Raw genomic sequence first — 22,235 nt, 5'->3', positions numbered from 1 at the left:
GCTTATTAATTATTAAAGCAACAAAATGAGTGAATTTTTTACAAATATTAGTAACTTATTGGCACAAGTAGATTGGTCAAGTTGGGTAACTGTAGTCACCCTGCTTGGTTTTAGTGCACTGGGCTTTAAGCGAGGAATGGCAAAAGAGCTAATTTACTCAGGATTTACTATCTTTGGCCTTATCATGGCTTGGTGGTTTTATCAAGACTTGGCAAGCAATCCGCTGATGATAAAAATGGGGTTGTCTGCTAAAGCCACTATGGCAATTGCTTTTGGTGCTATTTTTATTTCAATACACCTCGCCAAAGAATTCCTGTATCTGCTGGTTGCAAAAGCATCAACAATAATTGACCCCTGTGTATTGAATAAATCATTTTTGTTGGGGATTTTACTTGTGAGTGCCATTGGGCTTAGTTGTTATGTTGATATATTTGCCAACTTTAATGTGGTGCAAGAAGCCATTGCCAATAAATATTTGCGCATTGGCTTATCCTCTACCATGATTTTTATCGCAATCATAAGTGTGTCGTCTGTTATATTAAAATTATCAAACACTGTAATCCACAGCGTGTCTCCCTGTATTTTACAACACCCTATTAGCGGTATTTTATCCGCCTTGCGTTTTATCAATAACAAACTCAATGCCACCCATATTCACAGCACAAACAATAATATAGGGGGTGCTGTTGTCGGTTTGATTAAAGGGATCCTGTTTATTGTTATCGTGGTTTTAATATTGCAAAATACTAACGCCATATCGCTGCAACTTTTTTGGATTGAATCTCAAGGTGCTCTTAGAGTATTGCAAGAAATAGCAATAAACATTCAACCCAAATTAGCGCAATATCTAATATTTCTTAAATAACAGGAAGGCAACTTATGTGTGGCATTGTTGGCATTTTATCCACCACTGAGAAAGACACAGCAATTTATATTTATGATGCGCTAACTATTCTACAACACCGTGGGCAAGATGCTGCGGGTATTGTTACCTCTCACAAAGGGCGTTTTTATATGCGCAAATCAAATGGCTTGGTTCGCAACGCTTTTAAAACCAAACATATGGAAGGATTGCTGGGCGATATGGGCATTGGGCATGTGCGCTATCCAACGGCAGGCAGTTCTTCTGGTGCAGAGGCACAGCCTTTTTATGTTAATTCCCCTTACGGCATTGCTTTTGCGCATAATGGCAACTTAACCAATACTGAGGCGTTAGCAAAAGAATTGTTTGAGCAAGATTTACGCCACATTAACACCAACTCTGATTCAGAAATCTTACTCAATGTGTTTGCTGGAGAGTTAGCCAAGTTAGAAAAACAACGCATTAATGAAAAAGATATTTTTACCTCAATCACACAAGTACACAAACGAGTACAAGGCGCTTATGCAGTTGTTGGCATGATTCCAGGTTATGGTATTTTTGGCTTCCGTGACCCAAACGGCATTCGCCCTCTTATCCTTGGTAAGCGCACCACATATGGTGGTACAAAATATATGCTGGCATCAGAAAGTGTAGCGCTCACTGCATTAGGCTATAAAGTAACTAGAGATATTGCCCCAGGTGAAGGCATTGTTATAGACAGAAAGGGAAATGTATTTACACAACAATGTTCAAATTCAGTCAAACACTCACCTTGTATCTTTGAATTTGTTTATTTTGCCCGCCCAGATTCTGTCATTGACAATATTTCTGTGTATAAATCACGCTTAAGAATGGGTGAAAAATTAGCCAATAAAATCCAAGAAGAATGGAATGATGAGCAAATTGATGTGGTTATTCCAATCCCTGATACCTCACGAGTAGCGGCACTACAATTGGCTCAAAAATTGGGGGTGAAATATTCCGAAGGCTTGATTAAAAACCGTTACATTGCCCGCACTTTTATTATGCCGGGACAAAAACAACGCAAAAAATCAGTCAAGCAAAAACTCAGTGCCATTGGACTTGAATTTAAAAATAAAAATGTCCTTTTGGTTGACGATTCCATCGTGCGTGGCACCACCAGTCAACAAATTGTGCAAATGGCACGAAATGCAGGCGCTAAAAAAGTATTTTTTGCCTCAGCTGCCCCTGCGGTGCGCCACCCTAATGTTTATGGCATTGATATGGCAAGTAGCAAAGAGTTCATTGCTCATAATAAAACCACCAGCGAAATCTGCCATGCTATTGGCGCTGATAAACTCATTTATCAAGATTTACAAGATTTAATTTGGTGTGTGCAACAAGGTAATTCAGATATTAGTGTATTTGATTGCTCCTGTTTTAACGGCAAATATATAACCGGAGATGTTGATAAAAACTATTTACAAGACATTGAAAACTTACGCTCTGATACTGCCAAACAAAAACACGGTACCAATGAAAACTCAGAATTGATCTGCAATGATGTAGAATAGATATTATTTTGGCAATTACCACATGAAAAACTTACAATTTGACACTAAAGCAATACGCGAAGGCTATCAAACGACGAATGAGCAAGAGCATTCTGAAGCGATTTTTCTAACTTCCAGTTTTAAATTTGACTCAGCAGAACAAGCGGCAGCTCGTTTTTCTAAAGAAGAGCCGGGCAATATTTATGCACGATTTACCAATCCCACAGTAGATGCTTTTGAGAGAAAACTAGCCGCCCTTGAAGGAGCGCAAGCCTGCGTGGCAACCGCATCAGGAATGGCTGCAATTTTTGCCACTATTATGGCATTGATTAAATCAGGCGACCATATTGTGGCTTCACGCAATATGTTTGGCACTTCAATTGTGCTGCTCAATACCATTGTAAGTAAGTTTGATATTACAATTAGTTATGTTGATTTAAATGACTTATTGCAATGGAAAAATGCCATCCAAAACAACACAAAATTATTCTTATTAGAGACGCCCTCCAATCCGTTAGGCGAAGTAGTAGACATTACTGCGTTAAGCGAGATCAGTCAAGCCAAAAATATTTTATTGGCAGTAGACAATGCCATTTTATCGCCAGCACTACAAACGCCAATAAAATTAGGCGCAGATATCGTCATCCACTCAGCCACTAAATATATTGACGGACAAGGGCGTTGTTTGGCAGGAGCAATATTGGGCAGTCAAGAAATTATTGAACAAATAAGCGCTTTCACTCGGGCAACTGGCCCTAGTTTGAGCGCTTTTAATGCTTGGATCGTATTAAAAGGCCTAGACACACTTAGCCTTAGAATGAAAGCACATTGTGAAAATGCACTTAAAATTGCAATTTGGTTGGAAAGCCAACCACAAGTAAAAAAAGTACACTATTTGGGCTTAAAGTCTCATCCGCACCACCAACTCGCAAAAACCCAACAACTGGGATTTGGTGGCATTGTGTCATTTGAAATTAAAGGGGAGCAGGTGGCGGCGTTTAAATTAATTAACGCCACTGAAATATTCTCTATTACTGCCAATTTAGGTGATACAAAATCTACCATTACCCACCCAACAACCACCACACACGGACGCTTAAGTGATGAAGAAAGGGAAAATGCCCATATTACTGACGGCTTAATTCGACTCTCAATAGGCCTGGAAGATGCCGATGATTTAATAGCGGATATAAACAAAGGACTTTTGGTATAATCCTAAAAAAATCTTAATAAAAGAAAATAAAACTATGCAGAACTCTTATTCTTACGAAGAACTTATTAAATGTAGCAATGGCGAATTATTCGGCCCTGGCAATGCACAATTACCCCAGCCACCCATGTTAATGTTTGATAGAATCACAAAAATTGATCAAAATAACGGCAAATACGGTAAGGGAGAGATCATTGCAGAACTTGATATTCACCCTGATTTGTGGTTTTTTGATTGCCATTTTAACGAAGATCCTGTAATGCCTGGTTGCCTAGGTGTTGACGCTATGTGGCAACTGATTGGTTTTTATTTAGGTTGGCTAGGTGGCCCTGGTCGTGGTCGTGCACTAGGTTCAGGTAATATTAAATTTACTGGTCAAGTGCTTCCCACCTCTAAAAAAGTTATTTATAGAATTAACTTATCCCGCATTATTGCACGAAAACTCTACATGGGGGTTGGTGATGCGACTATGGAAGTTGATGGCAAAATTATCTATGAAGCCACCGACCTAAAAGTGGGTTTGTTTACAGATACAAGTAACTTCTAATGCAAAGAGTTGTCATTACAGGAATGGGGATTGTTTCTAGTTTAGGCGCAAATTGTGACGAAGTATTAGCCTCCTTGAAAAACGCCAAATCAGGCATTAAATTTGATGAAAAATACGCAGAATTGGGACTTAGGTCTCGTGTTTCTGGTCAGGTTGTCGAAATTGATTCAAGTGAAATTATTGATAGAAAAATGAAACGCTTTATGGCGGATGCCGCTATTTATAATGCAGTTGCACTAGATGAGGCTATTAAACAATCTGGACTTACCGACGCTCAAGTTTCCAACCCACGCACAGGTCTTATTATGGGTTCTGGTGGCGCCAGCAATCAAAATGTAGTTGAAGCTGCCGACATTTTAAGAGAAAAAGGCATTAAACGCGTTGGCCCTTATCGAGTGCCACGCACTATGGGCTCTACCACTTCTGCTTGTTTGTCTACAATGTTCAAAATCAAAGGCCTTAATTATTCCATTAGTTCTGCCTGCTCAACCAGTGCGCATTGTATTGGCAATGCAATGGAACAAATCCAACTGGGTAAGCAAGATGTGGTGTTTGCAGGTGGTGGCGAGGAACTAGATTGGTCACTAACAATGCTATTTGACGCTATGGGTGCGCTATCTTCTAAATACAATGAGACGCCAGAGCAAGCCTCTCGTGCTTTTGACACAGAACGAGATGGTTTTGTGATTTCTGGTGGTGGTGGCGCATTAGTGCTGGAATCATTAGAGCACGCTGAAGCACGAGGCGCTACCATTCTTGCTGAACTCACTGGCTATGGTGCAACATCTGATGGCTATGATATGGTTGCACCAAGTGGTGAAGGCGCTCAACGCTGTATGCAATTGGCCATCTCCACCGTTAATGGCCCGATTGATTATATCAATGCACATGGCACTTCAACGCCTGTAGGTGATACTAAAGAACTGGGCGCTATTAAAGCAGTGTTTGGCGATGAGATTCCCAATATAGGATCAACCAAATCACTCTCAGGTCATGCACTAGGTGCAGCAGGTGTGAACGAATCTATTTACTCGTTGTTAATGTTGCAAAACAACTTTATGGCAGAATCTGTCAACATTGACAATCTTGATGAGGCAGCCGAAGGTATGCTAATCGTTCAAGCCACAACTATTCAATCACTTAATCGTGTCATGTCAAACAGTTTCGGTTTTGGTGGTACAAATGCGTGTCTGGTATTCGAGAAGTTTAAAAAATAAAATTAGGTGCCTAAATTTGGTTATTGCAATATAGGACTGAATCACTGATATTTTTTTTATTTTCATAACGATACTGATAGATTTTTAGCAAAACAGAATGCACAGGTAGCCTCTTATCGTCATAATGTTTTCTATTTATAGATCAAGATACGCAATCAAATAATTTAAAAACCTCCTTTATCTCCATTACATTTAATGAAGACCTGTAAGGTATTTGGAAAAATACAAAATATAAAATCAACCTATTTTGCTAAGTAATACCATTTTTGAAAATGGTATAAATGAGCCCTGCATTATAGAGTGCAATACAAACTTCAAATCAAGTAAAGGCAATCAACAGCGATTCTCTTGATCCAAAGGATAAGAGATTACAAATTTTATCTTTAGATTAAAAAGAGTGTAACTCTTAATAAGGTCTATAAAAACTACTATTGTGGACTTGTTCTCTCTGACTTTCTAAGGTCGGTTGCCAACAGCTTGCTCTTCTTTTTCCGATGGCAGTAAATCTTCTTTACTAATACCCAGCATTAAAATCATTGAACTGGCCACATAAATAGACGAATAAGTGCCAACCACCACACCAATTAATAAGGCTGTGGCAAAACTGTGAATAATCTCACCACCAAGAAAGAACAAAGCTAACAGCACCAACAAGGTGGTTAGTGAGGTCATAATCGTTCTAGAAAGTGTTTGGTTGAGCGCACTATTGATAATTTTTTCAGAATCCACATGCCGCGTAGATAAAAAGTTTTCACGAATCCTGTCAAACACAACAATAGTGTCATTTAACGAGTAACCAATCACGGCTAAAATCGCCGCCAATACTGTTAAATCAAACTCTATTTGTAAAATTGAAAAGATACCTAGGGTAATAATAACATCGTGAATAAGCGCTGAAATTGAGCCAAGTGCAAAGCGATATTCAAAACGAAATGCCACATAAATTAAGATGCCAATCAACGCATACAACATTGCTAAACCACCATCATTGGTTAATTCTTCACCCACTTTAGGGCCAACAAACTCCACACGACGAATGTCTACATCATCACCCAGCAGGTGGATAATTTTAGAACTAAGTTTTGCACTAGAGGTTGCTTGCGGCTTAAGACGGATGAGAATATCTTTGGTTGAGCCAAAATATTGCACATTAGCACCGTGAAAATTTGCCTTGTTAAGCGTAGATCGAACAGCGGTTAAATCCACTTCTTGTTGGTAGCCAACTTCAAGCAAAGTGCCACCAGTAAAGTCTATTCCTAACTTTAAACCATTCATTGATAATGAAAATATAGAGACTACAATTAGTATTGCTGAGGCAATAATGGCGTAAACACGCCTGCCAACAAAATCAATTTTAGGGATATTTAACGCTTTCATATTGATAACTCCTTAATTTTTTTACCACCATAAATTTTATTAACAATCGCTCTGGAAACAATAATTGCCGTGAACATTGAAGTGATAATACCAATGGATAAAGTAATGGCAAAACCTTTAATTGGCCCTGTGCCAAAACTAAATAGAACCAGCGATGCAATCAATGTGGTGATATTGGCATCAGCAATTGTTAAAACCGCCTTATCATAACCACTTGAAATGGCTTTTTGAATGTTATTATCAGCGCCAAGTTCTTCTTTAATGCGCTCAAAAATTAACACATTGGCATCAACTGCCATACCCACAGTCAACACAATGCCAGCAATACCTGGCAAAGTCAATGTCGCTTGTAGCAAAGAAAGCACGGCAACAATCATCACCAGATTAAGCATCAGAGCAACATTTGCCACCAATCCAAATACACGATAACGCATGGCCATAAATAACAAAACCAGCACAAAACCAGCGATCACACTCAACACCCCTTTTTCAACATTATCCGCACCTAGGCTTGGACCAATAGTGCGCTCTTCGATAATCTCAATTGGTGCCGAAAGAGAACCGGCTCTAAGTAACAACGCTAAATTACGCGCTTCTCGTGCACTGTCAATACCTGTAATTTGAAATCGTGTTGAGAATGTGCCTTGAATGGTTGCGGCATTAATAATATCTTTGGTGGTGGTGCGCTTTTTGGTGGTTTTGCCATTTTTAACAATGGTTTCTACCTTATTTTCAATAAACACAACTGCCATACGATGGCGCAAATACTTCTTAGTTGCGTCTAACATTGCACGACCACCTGCGCTGTCCAAAGTAATATTAACCATTGGTGAACCGCTTTCCGAATCAATGCCCGACGATGCCCCAGTAATATTTTCACCTGTTGTAATCACTCGGTTTTTTAGCAACAAAGGCCTGCCATCTTTGAAAGAATAGAGTTTCGAGCCAATTGGCGATCTGCCAGATTTAATGGCCACTTGTGGGTCATTTTCTTCGTCAACCATTCTAAACTCTAATGTGGCAACTGCACCTAAAATCTCTTTGGCTCTTGCTGTGTCTTGCACACCTGGTAATTGCACCACTATTCGCTCTAATCCTTGTTGTTGCACAATAGGCTCCGCCACACCCAGTTCGTTGACTCGATTTCTGAGCGTAATGATGTTTTGCTTTAACGCATTGCTCTTTGCCTGCTTTTGTGCGCTATCACTTATGCCAATTTGAACCATCAATGAATCTTGATTATAGGTATCTAAAACTACCAAATCGCTCAATTCTGATTTGATTATCTTTAACGCTTTGTACTTTGCCTCAAGAGTTTTAAAGCGAATGGCAATTTGTCTGCCTTCTTTTTTAATACTTTTGTACAATCGCTCAGTGCGCAATAGTGTGCGTAATTCATTATAATATTTATCAATTGACACTGACAATACCGAATGCATATCTACTTCCAATAGAAAATGTACGCCGCCACGAAGATCTAAGCCTAGCGACATTGCCTTACCTCCCAAACCAGCCAACCACGAAGGGACTGAAGGTGCAAGATTAAGTGCAATTACATAATGGCGACCTAATTTTTCTTTAAGCGCATCTTTGGCAGAAAGTTGACTGGCGTTATCTTTAAAGCGCACCAAAATACGACGATTTAACAGATTAGCCGATTTATAATGAACACCTTTGGTTTTTAATACCTCTGTGATTTTCGCCAAATCACTCTCAGTAATAACTTTATCCCCGGCGCTAGACACTTGCACCGCTAGGTCTGAACCAAAGATATTGGGAAGTGCATATAAAATAGAAAGTAATAAGAAGAAAGCAATAAGTGCATTCTTCAAGCTAGAATAATGATTCATAATTTGTTTGTCTTAAAGTTAAATGTTTGCACTGCCTTTAGGCATTTTTTGATTAATCCCTTGCTTTTGCACTTTGATGATGACGCCATTAGCGATTTCAAGCATAGCAAAAGACTCGTCCACCGACTTCACTACGCCAATCACACCGCCGTTAGTTACGATTTCATCGCCTTTTTTTAAAGCTGTCAACAAAATTTTATGCTCTTTGGCGCGTTTTTGTTGTGGTCTGATTAATAAAAAATAAAAAACCACAAATAATAACACCAAGGGCACCAAATCACCTAATCCAGAACCTGAAATCGTTGCTGCTTCGCCCTCCGCAAACGCTGGCGATATAATTAAATCTAATAAATTCATTGCTTTCTTCTCCTAATTAATAATAGTAATGCCGCCCATATAACTGTGCAGCACATCGGGTATTTTAATACTTCCATCGGCTTGCTGGTGGTTTTCTAACACTGCCACTAATGTTCTTCCAACTGCCAAACCAGAGCCATTCAAAGTATGTAACAATTCTGTCTCATTAGTTTCTGGATTTTTCCACCTAAGTTGTAAGCGTCTCGCCTGAAAATCCTCAAAACAAGAGCATGAAGAAATCTCTCTATAAGTATTTTGCCCTGGCAACCACACTTCCAAGTCATAAGTTTTAGCCGCTGAAAAACCCAAATCACCTGCACACAAATTAACCTTACGATATGGTAATTCCAATGCCTGAAGAACGCCTTCTGCATGTGCTGTCAACTCTTCTAATGTCTGATAAGCATCCTGTGCTTTGACTACCTGCACCATTTCCACCTTTTCAAATTGATGCTGACGAATCAAGCCACGAGTATCTCGCCCATAAGCACCTGCCTCAGAGCGAAAACTTGGCGTATGCCCAACAAACTTAATTGGCAAATCACTTTCTTTTACTATTTTATCACGCATCATATTGGTGATGGGTACCTCACCTGTGGGAATTAAATACAAAGTTTTTGCTTCGCCTTCTTCGCCATGTAAAACCGTTTTAAACAAATCCGCCTCAAATTTAGGCAATTGACCCGTGCCCACAAGCGACTCTGCATTAACCAAATACGGCACATAAGCTTCAGTATAACCATTATTAACATGATAATTGAGCATAAACTGAGTTAAGGCACGATGTAAGCGTGCAATTTTTCCTGTCATTACGGAAAAACGAGCACCTGATATTTTAGCGGCAGTTTCAAAATCTAAGCCATGCAACTCACCTAAGTCAACATGGTCCTTCACTTTAAAATCATACTGTTGTGGCTCACCCCATTTGAGCACCTCAACATTGTCATCTTCAGAGTTGCCTTCTGGTACTGATTTATGTGGCATATTTGGCATGGCCATAACAATTGCATCAATTTTTTGCTGAATGTTTTTTAATTCACTTTTTGCCACAGTAAGCTTGTCGCCTAAGTCAGCCACTGCATCCAATAGTGGCTTAATATCTTCGCCAGCAGATTTTGCCTTCCCAATGGCTTTTGACTGTGTATTGCGTAAATTTTGTAAATCTTGCGTTTCAACTTGATTTTTTTTACGCTGCTCTTCTAAAACAGACAAGGCATTAACATCAAAAGAAAAATTGCGTTTTTTCAACGCCAGTTCAATTGATTTAATATCGTTTCTTAGTTGTTTTGCACTTAACATTAGTATATAATTATATCCTTATATAGAGAGAATATTAGATAAATCCATATTCACTTAAAAAATTATCAAGGAATTATACTATGTTCAACTCATTCTCAGGCAGTGATGCTTGCAAACTCTTAGCCGATGGCGCTCAATTGGTTGATGTGCGCTCAAGCAGTGAATTTTCTCAAGGTTCATTACCAAATGCTATCAATTTGCCACTACAATCTATCATGAATGCGAAAAACATATTGGATGAAAACAAAGCAATTGTCTTGTATTGCCTTACAGGTATGCGCTCTTCCACTGCTAAGAACTATCTAGTAAAAATGGGCTTTAATAATGTCAATGACTTAGGCTCATTTAAAAACTACAACTGCGAATAACCAAAAAGATTGATATCTTGCACTAAATTTCAGCAAAATCTATAACCTCCATTTCCTCTTTACCAGTAGCAATCCAATCAATAATATGTGCTTGCTGTAACGCACTTCGCATTGCCTGCGCTTACCCATGAAAATGCAAAAATAAAAAATATTATACGAGACCTTTGTATAAATATGAATAATTGGCAAAAAAGTAAGTTACTGACAATTGTTCATAAATTTATGCAAAAGTCTCCCTTAGGTGGTTATTTTCAAAACTACAATTGCAAGCAAAGTTAATTTTGTTAAAATCCTATTATGCGAGTAAAAAGTAAATGGCACAAAAGCCAAGTTAAAACCATCGAAGATATTGGCGGCGCTATGGCGTTTATCTGCTGGCGTATCACCAAAAACCATCTTGAAGATTTAATCAATGAAGGCTTTGTAATTGAAAAAGAACAAGTGTTTGATGTTATTACTGAGTATCTATGCTTTCTTATTCAGTCCATTGACCGCCTTGTATTTAAAACACTCAATAGCAAGCAACGACAAGAATTAATCAACAAACTGGCGAAACAATCTGCCTTTTACTACCAAGAAAACAAAACCGAACGCATTGGCGAAGGCAATCACTGGAAATCATTCATCAACACCTACAATCAGCGCTCGCAAGATTACTCTGACTACGAATTTATCGGCAATGAGCCTAATTATCGCTTTTTAAGATACTTCGGTGAAAAAATCAAACTGGCCATGACGGATGTTGATGAAAAGTGGATTGTGCAACAAATGGTGGAAATCCAAGCACCCAAAGCCTTTAAAAAAATTGCCCAAAGCGTTGATGACCTAGTATCGGTTGATAAAATCATTTCTAAAAAACAACAGTCTGACAATAAAGCCAATAAAATCCCGCGTTCCAAGCGTCAATCTACTAGAAAAGATATTAACTATACAAACAAATCCTCAGGCGAGCACCTTACCTAAAGTCACCCATATGTCTAATGCAGGGGACTCCACTAACACTAGCTTTCACTCTAACCCCAAAGGTTGAGCGTCCAAAAGTATCTAGTGGTTGCCCTTAGAAGCCATCATTAGTCCCATCCTTACGAATCAATTATGAAAAACAAGGTAAAATAATGGGCATGGATTCGCAAACTGGCAATTATAGTGACAATAGAACAGAAGCACTCCTTAGATTGAACTGGCGTTATACTAAAGGAGACCTTTGCATAAATATGGATGATTAGCAAAATTCAATTTTTGCCCACTTGGTGATTTTCTTAAACCTTGTCCTAGCAGGGCTAAGGCTGGGTTTAAAAAATTACCAAGTGGGTGAAAAGTGGATTCTTGATGATTATTTATATTTATGCAAAGGTCTCTAAAGGTCGTAATATTAATTTTGAATATGGAAAACTCTATTTCAAAATAGAAATGGCATTCAAACAGATAAAGCATTAACTCTTGCCATTATATGAAAAACACATTCTTTTAAGTTAAAAATAATTACAGGAAAAAATTATGAAAAATATAAAAATACTTTGGGGTGTTATTGTTGTATTATTAATAATACTTATTGCTGTTGGATATAAAGTTACTAAAGGCAATGTTGAGCCTTCTGATGATAATCGTGTATCGGTTATTTTAGACAAGAACGAAAGAGACTTAATTTTAGGTGAGATGCGTGATTTTTTAGTGAGCGTACAGGGTATAAGCCAAGCTATTACAGAAAAAAACATTGATAAAATAATAACCTTATCAACTAAAGCGGGAATGCAAGCAGAGGCAGGAACACCTGGGGCAATTTTTAGAAAAATACCGATTGCCATGAAAATACTCGGTTTTGATACACGAAAGAGATTTGATGAAATTTCAGATCTCGCAAAACAAAAGCAAGATATGCATTTGTTACGCACAAAACTTGATGCTTTAATGAAAAATTGTATCGCCTGTCACAATACATTTAAAATGCCAGAATCTATTAATAGATAACATTCAATATAATGCCATTATATGGCCAAGTCAAAGGGTTTTATAAAAAACTCTACTAGCAAAACAAGTGCCTAATAAATAGGGCGTGATTTTAAGTAACGCCAATAAAAACACCTCCACATTAAACAACTCTTTCCTTGCACTTATTTAAAAAATCATTGAAACAAGTGTACTGAAAGAAAGCACCATTCAACAAGATGGGCTATATTTCTAACTACACGACTTATCAAACCATTAGATAAACTTGTTAAAGTATCTTACCTTGTCAACAAAGGCAATTGACTAGATTCCATTAAAAAAAATGGAACAACAGAACTTCATTTCTCACTCAACAATCTAATAAAATCATGCCTTTATCAGGCATTACCCACGATCTATACACACTTTTTAACGCAACCTTGTTTATTCTTTTATTAACGAAGTTCCGAGAGTGGGAGCGGCACTTGCAAGAGAGAGTAAAAATCCGAGCAACTTCACTTCAAGAATTAAGCAATATCGTCAATAAGATTGAAAACCAACAACCCAAAATAGCTATTAAAATTTGTACCATTTTCAAAAATAAAATGAACAATATAGCACTTATAGTCACCCAGATATTAACAATAGATTGTTTGGTTTATTTTTGAAAATGGTATTAAGTGCTACCAGCATTATGCCCCTAACATATAAAAGAATATCTACAAACCTTGTAATAAACTCTGTAGAAATTCTATTTGGCTGCAGCAATGAACAACAAGCTACGAAACAAATTAAGATCAGCGAATCGGGAATTACAGAAAATCTATAAAAAAGGTTTTCAATCTTTTTTATCGACTAGAAAAATCCAGAAACAGAAAAACTGGTGGCAACAGATTCGGGCTTGCAATAGTGCTAACTACTAGAGGACAGGTGTTTGTGCTTAAATCAAGAAAGAACAGCTGATTAAAGCAATATTTATAATTCCCTAACGCTAAATCTTAGACAAAAAAATACCCGACTTCTATATTTAGAAGTCGGGTATTTTTGAATTAAAGCCTAGCAATGTCCTACTCTCACATGGGGAGACCCCACACTACCATCGGCGCTAAGTGGTTTCACTTCTGAGTTCGGTATGGGATCAGGTGGGTCACACTCGCTATTGTCACTAAGCAAACTGGTTGTTTTTTTAAGGCTTGACAAAGCTTTAGAGTAACAGATCTTTCGTTACCTTTAGTCTTGGTTTCAAATCTCAAAAAACAAATTAAAAAGTTTTTATACCTTGGTTATTACTAACCAGAAGGTATAACAATAAAATACATTTATAAAGTTTGTACACTTACTCAGTGTATTGCATGACACATCAACACAAAAATTATAGATTCAATTCAAATAATTTGGGTGTTATATGGTCAAGCCTCACGATCAATTAGTACAGGTTAGCTTCACACATCACTGCGCTTCCACACCCTGCCTATCAACCTCGTAGTCTTCAAGGGATCTTTAGGATAGTTAAACTATCAGGGAGACCTAATCTTGGGAGGGGCTTCCCGCTTAGATGCTTTCAGCGGTTATCCTTTCCACACATAGCTACTCGGCAATGCGACTGGCGTCACAACCGAAACACCAGAGGTGTGTCCATTCCGGTCCTCTCGTACTAAGAACAGCTTCCCTCAAGTCTCCAACGCCCACGGTAGATAGGGACCGAACTGTCTCACGACGTTCTAAACCCAGCTCGCGTACCACTTTAAATGGCGAACAGCCATACCCTTGGGACCTGCTTCAGCCCCAGGATGTGATGAGCCGACATCGAGGTGCCAAACACCGCCGTCGATGTGAACTCTTGGGCGGTATCAGCCTGTTATCCCCGGCGTACCTTTTATCCGTTGAGCGATGGTCCTTCCACTCAGAACCACCGGATCACTAAGACCTAGTTTCCTACCTGCTCGACGTGTCAGTCTCGCAGTCAAGCACCCTTTTACCTTTGCGCTCATTGCACGATGTCCGACCGTGCTGAGGGTACCTTTGCGCTCCTCCGTTACTCTTTGGGAGGAGACCGCCCCAGTCAAACTACCCACCATGCATTGTCCCCAATCCGGATAACGGACCTAGGTTAGAACCCCAACCATACCAGGGTGGTATTTCAAGGGTGGCTCCACTCAAACTAGCGTTCAAGCTTCAAAGCCTCCCACCTATCCTACACAAGTAGGATCAGAGTTCAATGCAAAGCTGTAGTAAAGGTGCACGGGGTCTTTCCGTCTGGCCGCGGGTATACTGCATCTTAACAGCAATTTCAATTTCACTGAGTCTCGGGTGGAGACAGTGTGGCCCTCGTTACGCCATTCGTGCAGGTCGGAACTTACCCGACAAGGAATTTCGCTACCTTAGGACCGTTATAGTTACGGCCGCCGTTTACTTGGGCTTCGATCAAAAGCTTCGGACGAATCCTAACCTCATCAATTAACCTTCAAGCACCGGGCAGGCGTCACACCCTATACGTCCACTTACGTGTTTGCAGAGTGCTGTGTTTTTAATAAACAGTCGGAGCCACCTGGTATCTTCAACTCTTACCAGCTCATTTAGCAAGTAAAATCACCGGCAAGAGCACACCTTCTCCCGAAGTTACGGTGTCATTTTGCCTAGTTCCTTCACCCGAGTTCTCTCAAGCGCCTTAGAATTCTCATCTCGTCCACCTGTGTCGGTTTGGGGTACGGTTTCATATAACCTGAAGCTTAGAGGATTTTCCTGGAAGCATGGTATCACGCACTTCTCCCAAAAGAGGGATCGTTATCACGCCTTGAAATAGAGAGTTCCGGATTTTCCTAAAACTCATTTCTACACGCTTGAACTTGGACAACCATCGCCAAGCTGCGCTAACCTTCTCCGTCTTCCCATCGCAGTTATATGAAGTACAGGAATATTAACCTGTTTCCCATCGACTACGCATTTCTGCCTCGCCTTAGGGGCCGACTAACCCTACGCCGATTAACGTTGCGTAGGAAACCTTGGACTTCTGGCGAGGGGGTTTTTCACCCCCTTTATCGTTACTCATGTCAGCATTCGCACTTCTGATACCTCCAGCAAACCTCACAGTTCACCTTCAACGGCTTACAGAACGCTCTCCTACCATCGCAATAAATTGCGATCCGTAGCTTCGGTATGTAGTTTTAGCCCCGTTAAATCTTCCGCGCAAACCGACTCGACCAGTGAGCTATTACGCACTCTTTAAAGGAATGGCTGCTTCTAAGCCAACCTCCTGGCTGTCTGGGCCTTTTCACATCGTTTCCCACTTAACTACAATTTTGGGACCTTAGCTGACGGTCTGGGTTGTTTCCCTTTCCACTACGGACGTTAGCACCCGCAGTGTGTCTGCCATGCTCATACTTTCAGGTATTCGGAGTTTGCAATGGTTTACTAAGTCTTGACGACCCGCTAGCCATAACAGTGCTCTACCCCCTGAAGTAATACATGACGCTCTACCTAAATAGATTTCGGAGAGAACCAGCTATCTCCGGGTTTGTTTGGCCTTTCACCCCTATCCACAGCTCATCCCCTCATTTTTCAACATAAGTGGGTTCGGGCCTCCAGTTAGTTTTACCTAACCTTCACCCTGGCCATGGATAGATCACCCGGTTTCGGGTCTACTCCCAGCAACTAAACGCCCATTTAAGACTCGGTTTCCCTACGGCTCCCCTAATGGTTAACCTTGCTACTGAGAAGTAAGTCGCTGACCCATTATACAAAAGGTACGCAGTCACGGAATAAATCCGCTCCTACTGCTTGTATGCATACGATTTCAGGTTCTATTTCACTCCCCTCCCGGGGTTCTTTTCGCCTTTCCCTCACGGTACTTGTTCACTATCGGTCATTAGAGAGTATTTAGCCTTGGAGGGTGGTCCCCCCATATTCAAACAGCGTTTCACGTGCGCCGCCTTACTCGATTTCACATAAATTAAATTTTCCTATACGGGACTATCACCCTGTATCGTTGAACTTTCCAGAACATTCTAGTAATTTAAAATATGCTTAAGGGCTGTTCCCCGTTCGCTCGCCGCTACTAAGGGAATCTCGGTTGATTTCTTTTCCTCTAGGTACTTAGATGTTTCAGTTCCCTAGGTTTGCCTCCTTAACCTATGTATTCAGTTAAGGATAATGGTCTGATGACCACTGGGTTTTCCCATTCGGAGATCTCCGGCTAATAATGCTTATTATCAGCTAACCGAAGCTTATCGCAGATTATCACGTCCTTCATCGCCTTCTAATGCCAAGGCATCCGTCGTATGCACTTATTCACTTGACCATATAACCCCAAAGTATCTGTTATGGCTTTAACTTTTATCTATTTGTTATGTTGTTTTTTCGTTCAATCAGTTATCTAGAAAAACTAAATACCCTCAAGAATTCAAAAACGCTTTACAAACAAACAAACAAAATCCAAAGCCTTGTAACCTGGTGTTGTATGATTTCGTATTTCACCTTGAAGTCACAAATTGTGATAAATCACAATCGGTGAATTCTTTTTTATTTCATCGGCGGTTTTTATGCCGCCTATGAGAATCCATATTTTTTGAAATTGTTGTGTCAATGCAATACACCAATGAAAACTGTCATCACAACAGTTTTCGCGTTGTTATATTGTATATTTACAAACTTTACTTCATGTATTAAATTGTTAAAGAGCTCCACACCCGTAAGCGTGGTATAAAAACTTAAATAAAATCACAATATGACTTTATTTAAGTTTTTAAAAAAATGAAAACTTAGTTTTTTTGCAAAAGCAAAAACAATGTGGTGGAGCCAGGGAGGATCGAACTCCCGACCTCTTGCGTGCAAGGCAAGCGCTCTCCCAGCTGAGCTATGGCCCCTTGAAAACAGTGTAAACACCGTCATTTTTATTTTTGTAAAGCGGAGGCAATAGAGTTTATGTTAATAAACAACTGAACCGAGAACGCAGTCAAAAATGAAAATTTGGTGGGTCTGGGTGGATTTGAACCACCGACCTCACCCTTATCAGGGGTGCGCTCTAACCAACTGAGCTACAGACCCGAATGATGTTATCTTTCGAGAAAAAATATATTAAAACACTAAGTATGCTTAGGTTAGCAATAGATTATTCAAATATTCTACTTTCAGTAAATATTGTAAATTCAAAAAATGCACCAATTCCAGTTTCTATTTCTGACTTTAGCACACTTTTTTTATTGAATATAAATCTATTACAATCAAAAGATAAGATATTATTTCATTCTTCTTTATTTTTTATCAAACAACTTGTTGTGGACACTCATACTTTTCTTAAGGAGGTGATCCAGCCCCAGCTTCCGCTAGGGCTACCTTGTTACGACTTTACCCCAGTCATGAATCACAAAGTGGTGAGCGCCCAGATAAGCTACCCACTTCTTTTGCAACCCACTCCCATGGTATGACGGGCGGTGTGTACAAGACCCGGGAACGTATTCACCGTAGCGTTCTGATCTACGATTACTAGCGATTCCGACTTCACGGAGTCGAGTTGCAGACTCCGATCCGGACTACGAAAAGGTTTATGAGATTAGCTTGCTCTCGCGAGGTTGCGACCCTTTGTCCTTCCCATTGTAGCACGTGTGTAGCCCTGGTCGTAAGGGCCATGATGACTTGACGTCGTCCCCGCCTTCCTCCGGTTTATCACCGGCAGTCTCTTTATAGTTCCCACCATGATGTGCTGGCAAATAAAGATAAGGGTTGCGCTCGTTACGGGACTTAACCCAACATCTCACGACACGAGCTGACGACAGCCATGCAGCACCTGTATCACGGTTCCCGAAGGCACCAATCCATCTCTGGAAAGTTCCGTGTATGTCAAGACCAGGTAAGGTTCTTCGCGTTGCATCGAATTAAACCACATGCTCCACCGCTTGTGCGGGTCCCCGTCAATTCCTTTGAGTTTTAACCTTGCGGCCGTACTCCCCAGGCGGACAACTTAACGCGTTAGCTTCGCCACTAAGAGGTAAATCCTCCCAACGGCTAGTTGTCATCGTTTACGGCGTGGACTACCAGGGTATCTAATCCTGTTTGCTACCCACGCTTTCGTACCTCAGTGTCAGTATTAGTCCAGAAAGCTGCCTTCGCCATTGATGTTCCTTCAGATATCTACGCATTTCACCGCTACACCTGAAATTCCACTTTCCTCTCCTATACTCTAGTTTGCCAGTTTCAAATGCAGTTCCTAGGTTGAGCCCAGGGCTTTCACATCTGACTTAACAAACCACCTACGCACGCTTTACGCCCAGTAATTCCGATTAACGCTTGCACCCTCCGTATTACCGCGGCTGCTGGCACGGAGTTAGCCGGTGCTTCTTCTAAAGGTAACGTCAAGGCTAATGGGTATTAACCATTAGCTTTTCTTCCCAATTGAAAGTGCTTTACAACCCTCAGGCCTTCTTCACACACGCGGTATTGCTGGATCAGGGTTGCCCCCATTGTCCAATATTCCCCACTGCTGCCTCCCGTAGGAGTCTGGGCCGTGTCTCAGTCCCAGTGTGGCTGATCATCCTCTCAGACCAGCTAAAGATCGTCGCCTTGGTGAGCTTTTACCTCACCAACAAGCTAATCTTACGCAGGCTCATCTAGTAGCGTGAAGTCCGAAGATCCTCCACTTTAATCCATAGATATTATGCGGTATTAATCCAGATTTCTCTGGGCTATCCCCCACTACTAGGCAGATTCCTACGCGTTACTCACCCGTCCGCCACTCGACGCCTAAGAGCAAGCTCTTATCGTTTCCGTTCGACTTGCATGTGTTAAGCATACCGCCAGCGTTCAATCTGAGCCAGGATCAAACTCTTCAGTTTAATTCTAACTATTTAGAACATTGGCAACACTTATAAATAAGTGCGCTTTGCGTTCAATTTTTTAAAAGCTTTATTGCTTTAGTTTTTTTATGTGCACTTGCACAATTTAATGTACGAGTGCCCACACAAGTTGTTTGATAAATTTTTAAAGAGCAACTAAGTTGAAAGAATTAAATGTTTCTACTCAGTGAAAGGTGGTCATTATACTCAGATGAATCTTGCTGTCAAGTACTATTTTACTTTTTTATTAAATTAATTATTAAAATTAAGAATTAGGCTGTCGTTTTTCATCTGTAACGGCACGGTTAAGCCATTCATCAGCCTGATCAATATCAACAATATTGCCTTTTATATCAAGCATTTCGAAATCATTATCATTCCAGCCTTTAATGCCAAGCTTCAGGGAGCGCACATTTTCAAAGCCCATTTGTTGTAAAGTCTGTGCCGCAAGTACAGAACGATTACCTGAGCGACAAATCAATACAATGTTTTGATTTCTACTAGCGGCTAACATCGGCACGGTGTCGTCATAGTTCCAAACGCAAGCACTTTCAAGCAATCCTCTAGGGATGTGAATGGAATTTGGAATGTGCATTCTATTAAACTCATCCTGCTCTCTAATGTCTAATAAGATTAAACCAGTGTCGGGAATGTCTTCTTCTAAATCCCAAGGCATTATCTCGCTTACAGATTCTAATGCTTGTTCTACTAATTTTTGATAATCATCCATAATTTAAAGTGGGTTTATTTACAATAGCTTTTTTTCGTTACCATCACCGCAACTTCAACTCTTGAAGACAGTGATAGTTTTTTAAGAATAGATTTAACATGTAATTTCACTGTGCCGTCCGAAATTCCTAATTCTCTGGCAATAACTTTATTGCTATGCCCGCCGGCAATTTGACAAGCAACTTCTTTTTCTCGATTCGTTAATAAATCAAAAGAAGGATCACCATCGGTTAATTCATTACGCAATACCTTTGCCAATATAGGCGTCATATCTTGTGCAACGATAATGGAACCTGTTCTTATTTCGTCTAGGGCATATACTAATTCATCTGGATCCATATCTTTTAATAAGTAGCCTTGTGCGCCATATTTTAAACAATCACGCAAATCGTTCTCATCTGTGCTTGTGGTGAGCATTACTACTGGCGTTTTGTTGCCTTGTTTTTTCAATGCTTTTAAAACTTCAATGCCTGACATACTGGGCATACGCAAATCAAGCAAAATAATGTCTACTAACAAATCTGGGATTTCACTTAGCCCTTGTTCGGGCGAAGACGCTGCTTTGGCGCTAATCTTTCTGGACTCTAATAATGAAACCAGCCCATTACGGAACAACGCATGGTCATCAATAATATAAACCTTCATAAATTTTCTCCAAAAGTTACAATCACTCTAGTGCCTTCATCAGCTTCCGATTCAATCTCAATATGCGCACCAATTCTAGTCGCTCGTTCTTGCATAATATTCATGCCGATATTATTCCCCATTACTTCAGCATCAAACTGGATTTTTTTAAAACCTATGCCATCGTCTTCAATTAACAACTGAAAATGTGGCTCGGCAGAAAGCAAAATCCGCACATTGCGTGCTTTAGCATGCTTACGAATATTAGACAATGCCTCCTGAGTAATGCGCATAATTTGCATTTCTGTTTCTGGTGTAAAGTCAAATTTCCCTTCTACTTGGAGATAAGTTGCAATACCTTCTTCAATTCTAAAACGATTGGCTAAATTTTCTAATGATGCTTCAATGCCTTTAGGGTCTAATGGCACACGAAAATTACACATTAATTCTCTGAGCTCTTGATTGGCTTGAGTGATGTTGGATTGCAAACTGGCAACTTTTTTGCTGGCATCTTCTTTGCTGTCTTGCTTTAACATATCTTCTAAAACAGTGACTTGTAGTTTTAAACTGTAAATAGTTTGTGCCAAAGAATCATGAATTTCTTGCGATAAAAACAAACCCTCTTGCGAAAGCTCCATTCGCTTAGTTTCTTCATCAAGTCGAGCCTTATCAAGTGCAATAGCAATATTTTCAGCAATTGATTCAAGCAATGCACGCTCATCAAAAGCAAGTGACGGCTCACTGTCAAAAAATAAATTAAACACACCTAGCGTTTTGCCGTGATACCTAAGTGGCACAAAAATCGTACCAACATGCGCTTTAGTTGCAGACTTCTTGCCCACACACTTGGCACAAGTATGCACGCTAAATTGCACACAAGTGTCTTGCGCCATGGCCACTTCACCACAAAAACAATCGCTACTAAGCACATCAAGCACTTGCCCCTGTTTATCAATCACACCTCGTTGTGCGACCAAATGCATTTCTCCATCAACGGTTAAACGCCGTGCCACAGCAGAATCAGCACCCGTCATATTCATAAAAATATCCAAAAAATACTCAAACAATTCTTCACTTGAGTGCATCGTATTAAGTTTTGACGAGACACCATACAAAGTTTCTAAAAAGGCAGACTTTTGACTCAATCGCTGAATTTGTTTTTGCAAAACATTTTCCATATCGTCATAAAGATACTGATTCTCCTCAATCAAATGGTTAATCGCCGCCGCAACAGGCTGAAAAGTAGTTTTTTGCGTATCACTTAGGCGTGCACTTTGATCTATATTGTATTCATATACCCATTGTTGCAAATCACTAAATGGCAATAAAAAATCTTTACGAATAGACAAATACAGACCTAAATACACCAACAATATTAACAAAACAAGCGCCACATCAACCCCATTAAACGCTTGGAAAACCATAACCAACTCATATAACAACAATGGCGATAAAATAACTGTGATTAAAAAATAAAGATAAAATTTAGTTTTAATATTCATAGTTTTCAAGGTGTGGCAAAGGATTT

General features: G+C 39.9%; 16 protein-coding genes, 2 tRNA genes and 3 rRNA genes. 8 read left to right on the top strand and 13 right to left on the bottom strand.

Features of this window, described 5'->3' with window-relative positions:
• Nucleotides 1–25 precede the first annotated feature (25 nt).
• From MS2017_RS00905 to fabB, 5 genes are read left to right on the top strand one after another with little or no spacing between them, the layout of a single operon-like run.
• The gene (locus MS2017_RS00905; protein WP_122950954.1) at nucleotides 26–865 is read left to right on the top strand and encodes a CvpA family protein; all 840 of its coding nucleotides are present in this window, start codon (nucleotides 26–28) and stop codon (nucleotides 863–865) included.
• Between the two features lie 14 nt (nucleotides 866–879).
• Nucleotides 880–2,397 (top strand): amidophosphoribosyltransferase, encoded by a 1,518-nt coding sequence (gene purF / locus MS2017_RS00900; RefSeq protein ID WP_071565243.1) that lies wholly within the window; start codon nucleotides 880–882, stop codon nucleotides 2,395–2,397.
• A gap of 22 nt (nucleotides 2,398–2,419) precedes the next feature.
• Nucleotides 2,420–3,589 (top strand): O-succinylhomoserine sulfhydrylase, encoded by a 1,170-nt coding sequence (locus MS2017_RS00895; protein WP_122950953.1) that lies wholly within the window; start codon nucleotides 2,420–2,422, stop codon nucleotides 3,587–3,589.
• Nucleotides 3,590–3,623: 34 nt separating this feature from the next.
• Complete coding sequence (gene fabA, locus MS2017_RS00890) at nucleotides 3,624–4,133, top strand: 3-hydroxyacyl-[acyl-carrier-protein] dehydratase FabA (protein ID WP_122950952.1); 510 nt, start codon at nucleotides 3,624–3,626, stop codon at nucleotides 4,131–4,133.
• Nucleotides 4,133–5,350: a beta-ketoacyl-ACP synthase I gene (fabB, locus tag MS2017_RS00885; protein ID WP_071565240.1), complete on the top strand. Its 1,218-nt coding sequence runs from the start codon at nucleotides 4,133–4,135 to the stop codon at nucleotides 5,348–5,350. Before fabA ends, fabB begins: the two co-directional genes overlap by 1 nt.
• Nucleotides 5,351–5,806: 456 nt before the next feature.
• Here fabB and secF read toward each other — a convergent pair whose 3' ends face one another.
• From secF to serS, 4 genes are read right to left on the bottom strand one after another with little or no spacing between them, the layout of a single operon-like run.
• Nucleotides 5,807–6,727 (bottom strand): protein translocase subunit SecF, encoded by a 921-nt coding sequence (secF, locus tag MS2017_RS00880; RefSeq protein WP_071564584.1) that lies wholly within the window; start codon nucleotides 6,725–6,727, stop codon nucleotides 5,807–5,809.
• Complete coding sequence (gene secD, locus MS2017_RS00875; protein ID WP_071564585.1) at nucleotides 6,724–8,577, bottom strand: protein translocase subunit SecD; 1,854 nt, start codon at nucleotides 8,575–8,577, stop codon at nucleotides 6,724–6,726. The genes secF and secD overlap by 4 nt, the downstream gene beginning before the upstream one ends.
• Nucleotides 8,578–8,595: 18 nt before the next feature.
• Nucleotides 8,596–8,934: a preprotein translocase subunit YajC gene (gene yajC / locus MS2017_RS00870; RefSeq protein ID WP_071564586.1), complete on the bottom strand. Its 339-nt coding sequence runs from the start codon at nucleotides 8,932–8,934 to the stop codon at nucleotides 8,596–8,598.
• A gap of 12 nt (nucleotides 8,935–8,946) precedes the next feature.
• Nucleotides 8,947–10,233, bottom strand: coding sequence for a serine--tRNA ligase (gene serS / locus MS2017_RS00865; protein ID WP_122950951.1), 1,287 nt, complete (start codon nucleotides 10,231–10,233; stop codon nucleotides 8,947–8,949).
• Between the two features lie 80 nt (nucleotides 10,234–10,313).
• Here serS and MS2017_RS00860 point away from each other — a divergent pair, with 80 nt between their 5' ends.
• On the top strand, nucleotides 10,314–10,601 hold the full coding sequence (locus MS2017_RS00860) for a rhodanese-like domain-containing protein (protein ID WP_122950950.1): 288 nt from the start codon (nucleotides 10,314–10,316) through the stop codon (nucleotides 10,599–10,601).
• 297 nt (nucleotides 10,602–10,898) lie between these two features.
• On the top strand, nucleotides 10,899–11,564 hold the full coding sequence (locus MS2017_RS00855) for a hypothetical protein (RefSeq protein WP_122950949.1): 666 nt from the start codon (nucleotides 10,899–10,901) through the stop codon (nucleotides 11,562–11,564).
• A gap of 228 nt (nucleotides 11,565–11,792) precedes the next feature.
• On the opposite strand, the gene MS2017_RS10995 is transcribed toward MS2017_RS00855, so the two are convergent.
• Entirely contained in the window at nucleotides 11,793–12,035 is a 243-nt protein-coding gene (locus MS2017_RS10995; protein WP_164707556.1) for a hypothetical protein, read from the bottom strand.
• Between the two features lie 63 nt (nucleotides 12,036–12,098).
• Between MS2017_RS10995 and MS2017_RS00850 the strand changes: the two genes are divergently transcribed.
• On the top strand, nucleotides 12,099–12,569 hold the full coding sequence (locus tag MS2017_RS00850; RefSeq protein WP_071564590.1) for an SGNH/GDSL hydrolase family protein: 471 nt from the start codon (nucleotides 12,099–12,101) through the stop codon (nucleotides 12,567–12,569).
• Between the two features lie 1,012 nt (nucleotides 12,570–13,581).
• Here the strand turns inward: MS2017_RS00850 and rrf are convergent.
• The 8 genes from rrf to MS2017_RS00805 all read right to left on the bottom strand — a co-directional run bounded on the left by rrf (nucleotide 13,582) and on the right by MS2017_RS00805 (nucleotide 22,209).
• A 5S ribosomal RNA gene (gene rrf / locus MS2017_RS00840) occupies nucleotides 13,582–13,697 on the bottom strand.
• A gap of 235 nt (nucleotides 13,698–13,932) precedes the next feature.
• Nucleotides 13,933–16,824, bottom strand: a 23S ribosomal RNA gene (locus MS2017_RS00835).
• A gap of 489 nt (nucleotides 16,825–17,313) precedes the next feature.
• Nucleotides 17,314–17,389 (bottom strand) — tRNA-Ala (locus MS2017_RS00830).
• Between the two features lie 104 nt (nucleotides 17,390–17,493).
• Nucleotides 17,494–17,570 (bottom strand) — tRNA-Ile (locus tag MS2017_RS00825).
• A 250-nt stretch (nucleotides 17,571–17,820) separates the two neighbouring features.
• Nucleotides 17,821–19,354, bottom strand: a 16S ribosomal RNA gene (locus tag MS2017_RS00820).
• The 16S, 23S and 5S rRNA genes sit together here with 2 tRNA genes alongside, the layout of an rRNA operon.
• Before the next feature lie 265 nt (nucleotides 19,355–19,619).
• Entirely contained in the window at nucleotides 19,620–20,084 is a 465-nt protein-coding gene (locus MS2017_RS00815) for a rhodanese-like domain-containing protein (RefSeq protein ID WP_071564592.1), read from the bottom strand.
• A 14-nt stretch (nucleotides 20,085–20,098) separates the two neighbouring features.
• Nucleotides 20,099–20,728, bottom strand: a complete 630-nt coding sequence (locus MS2017_RS00810; RefSeq protein WP_071564593.1) for a response regulator — start codon at nucleotides 20,726–20,728, stop codon at nucleotides 20,099–20,101.
• Nucleotides 20,725–22,209 (bottom strand): GAF domain-containing sensor histidine kinase, encoded by a 1,485-nt coding sequence (locus tag MS2017_RS00805; RefSeq protein WP_071564594.1) that lies wholly within the window; start codon nucleotides 22,207–22,209, stop codon nucleotides 20,725–20,727. Before MS2017_RS00805 ends, MS2017_RS00810 begins: the two co-directional genes overlap by 4 nt.
• Nucleotides 22,210–22,235: the final 26 nt, after the last annotated feature.

The sequence above is a fragment of the Bathymodiolus thermophilus thioautotrophic gill symbiont genome (genome assembly GCF_003711265.1).
Taxonomy (GTDB): Bacteria; Pseudomonadota; Gammaproteobacteria; order PS1; family Pseudothioglobaceae; genus Thiodubiliella.
This window is presented reverse-complemented; position numbering and strand designations above follow the sequence as displayed.

Coding starts and splice junctions, on each gene's coding strand:
- MS2017_RS00905 (WP_122950954.1), top strand. CDS start 26: ATGAGTGAATTTTTTACAAATATTAGTAACTTATTGGCACAAGTAGAT.
- purF (WP_071565243.1), top strand. CDS start 880: ATGTGTGGCATTGTTGGCATTTTATCCACCACTGAGAAAGACACAGCA.
- MS2017_RS00895 (WP_122950953.1), top strand. CDS start 2,420: ATGAAAAACTTACAATTTGACACTAAAGCAATACGCGAAGGCTATCAA.
- fabA (WP_122950952.1), top strand. CDS start 3,624: ATGCAGAACTCTTATTCTTACGAAGAACTTATTAAATGTAGCAATGGC.
- fabB (WP_071565240.1), top strand. CDS start 4,133: ATGCAAAGAGTTGTCATTACAGGAATGGGGATTGTTTCTAGTTTAGGC.
- secF (WP_071564584.1), bottom strand. CDS start 6,727: ATGAAAGCGTTAAATATCCCTAAAATTGATTTTGTTGGCAGGCGTGTT.
- secD (WP_071564585.1), bottom strand. CDS start 8,577: ATGAATCATTATTCTAGCTTGAAGAATGCACTTATTGCTTTCTTCTTA.
- yajC (WP_071564586.1), bottom strand. CDS start 8,934: ATGAATTTATTAGATTTAATTATATCGCCAGCGTTTGCGGAGGGCGAA.
- serS (WP_122950951.1), bottom strand. CDS start 10,233: ATGTTAAGTGCAAAACAACTAAGAAACGATATTAAATCAATTGAACTG.
- MS2017_RS00860 (WP_122950950.1), top strand. CDS start 10,314: ATGTTCAACTCATTCTCAGGCAGTGATGCTTGCAAACTCTTAGCCGAT.
- MS2017_RS00855 (WP_122950949.1), top strand. CDS start 10,899: ATGCGAGTAAAAAGTAAATGGCACAAAAGCCAAGTTAAAACCATCGAA.
- MS2017_RS10995 (WP_164707556.1), bottom strand. CDS start 12,035: ATGCTTTATCTGTTTGAATGCCATTTCTATTTTGAAATAGAGTTTTCC.
- MS2017_RS00850 (WP_071564590.1), top strand. CDS start 12,099: ATGAAAAATATAAAAATACTTTGGGGTGTTATTGTTGTATTATTAATA.
- MS2017_RS00815 (WP_071564592.1), bottom strand. CDS start 20,084: ATGGATGATTATCAAAAATTAGTAGAACAAGCATTAGAATCTGTAAGC.
- MS2017_RS00810 (WP_071564593.1), bottom strand. CDS start 20,728: ATGAAGGTTTATATTATTGATGACCATGCGTTGTTCCGTAATGGGCTG.
- MS2017_RS00805 (WP_071564594.1), bottom strand. CDS start 22,209: ATGAATATTAAAACTAAATTTTATCTTTATTTTTTAATCACAGTTATT.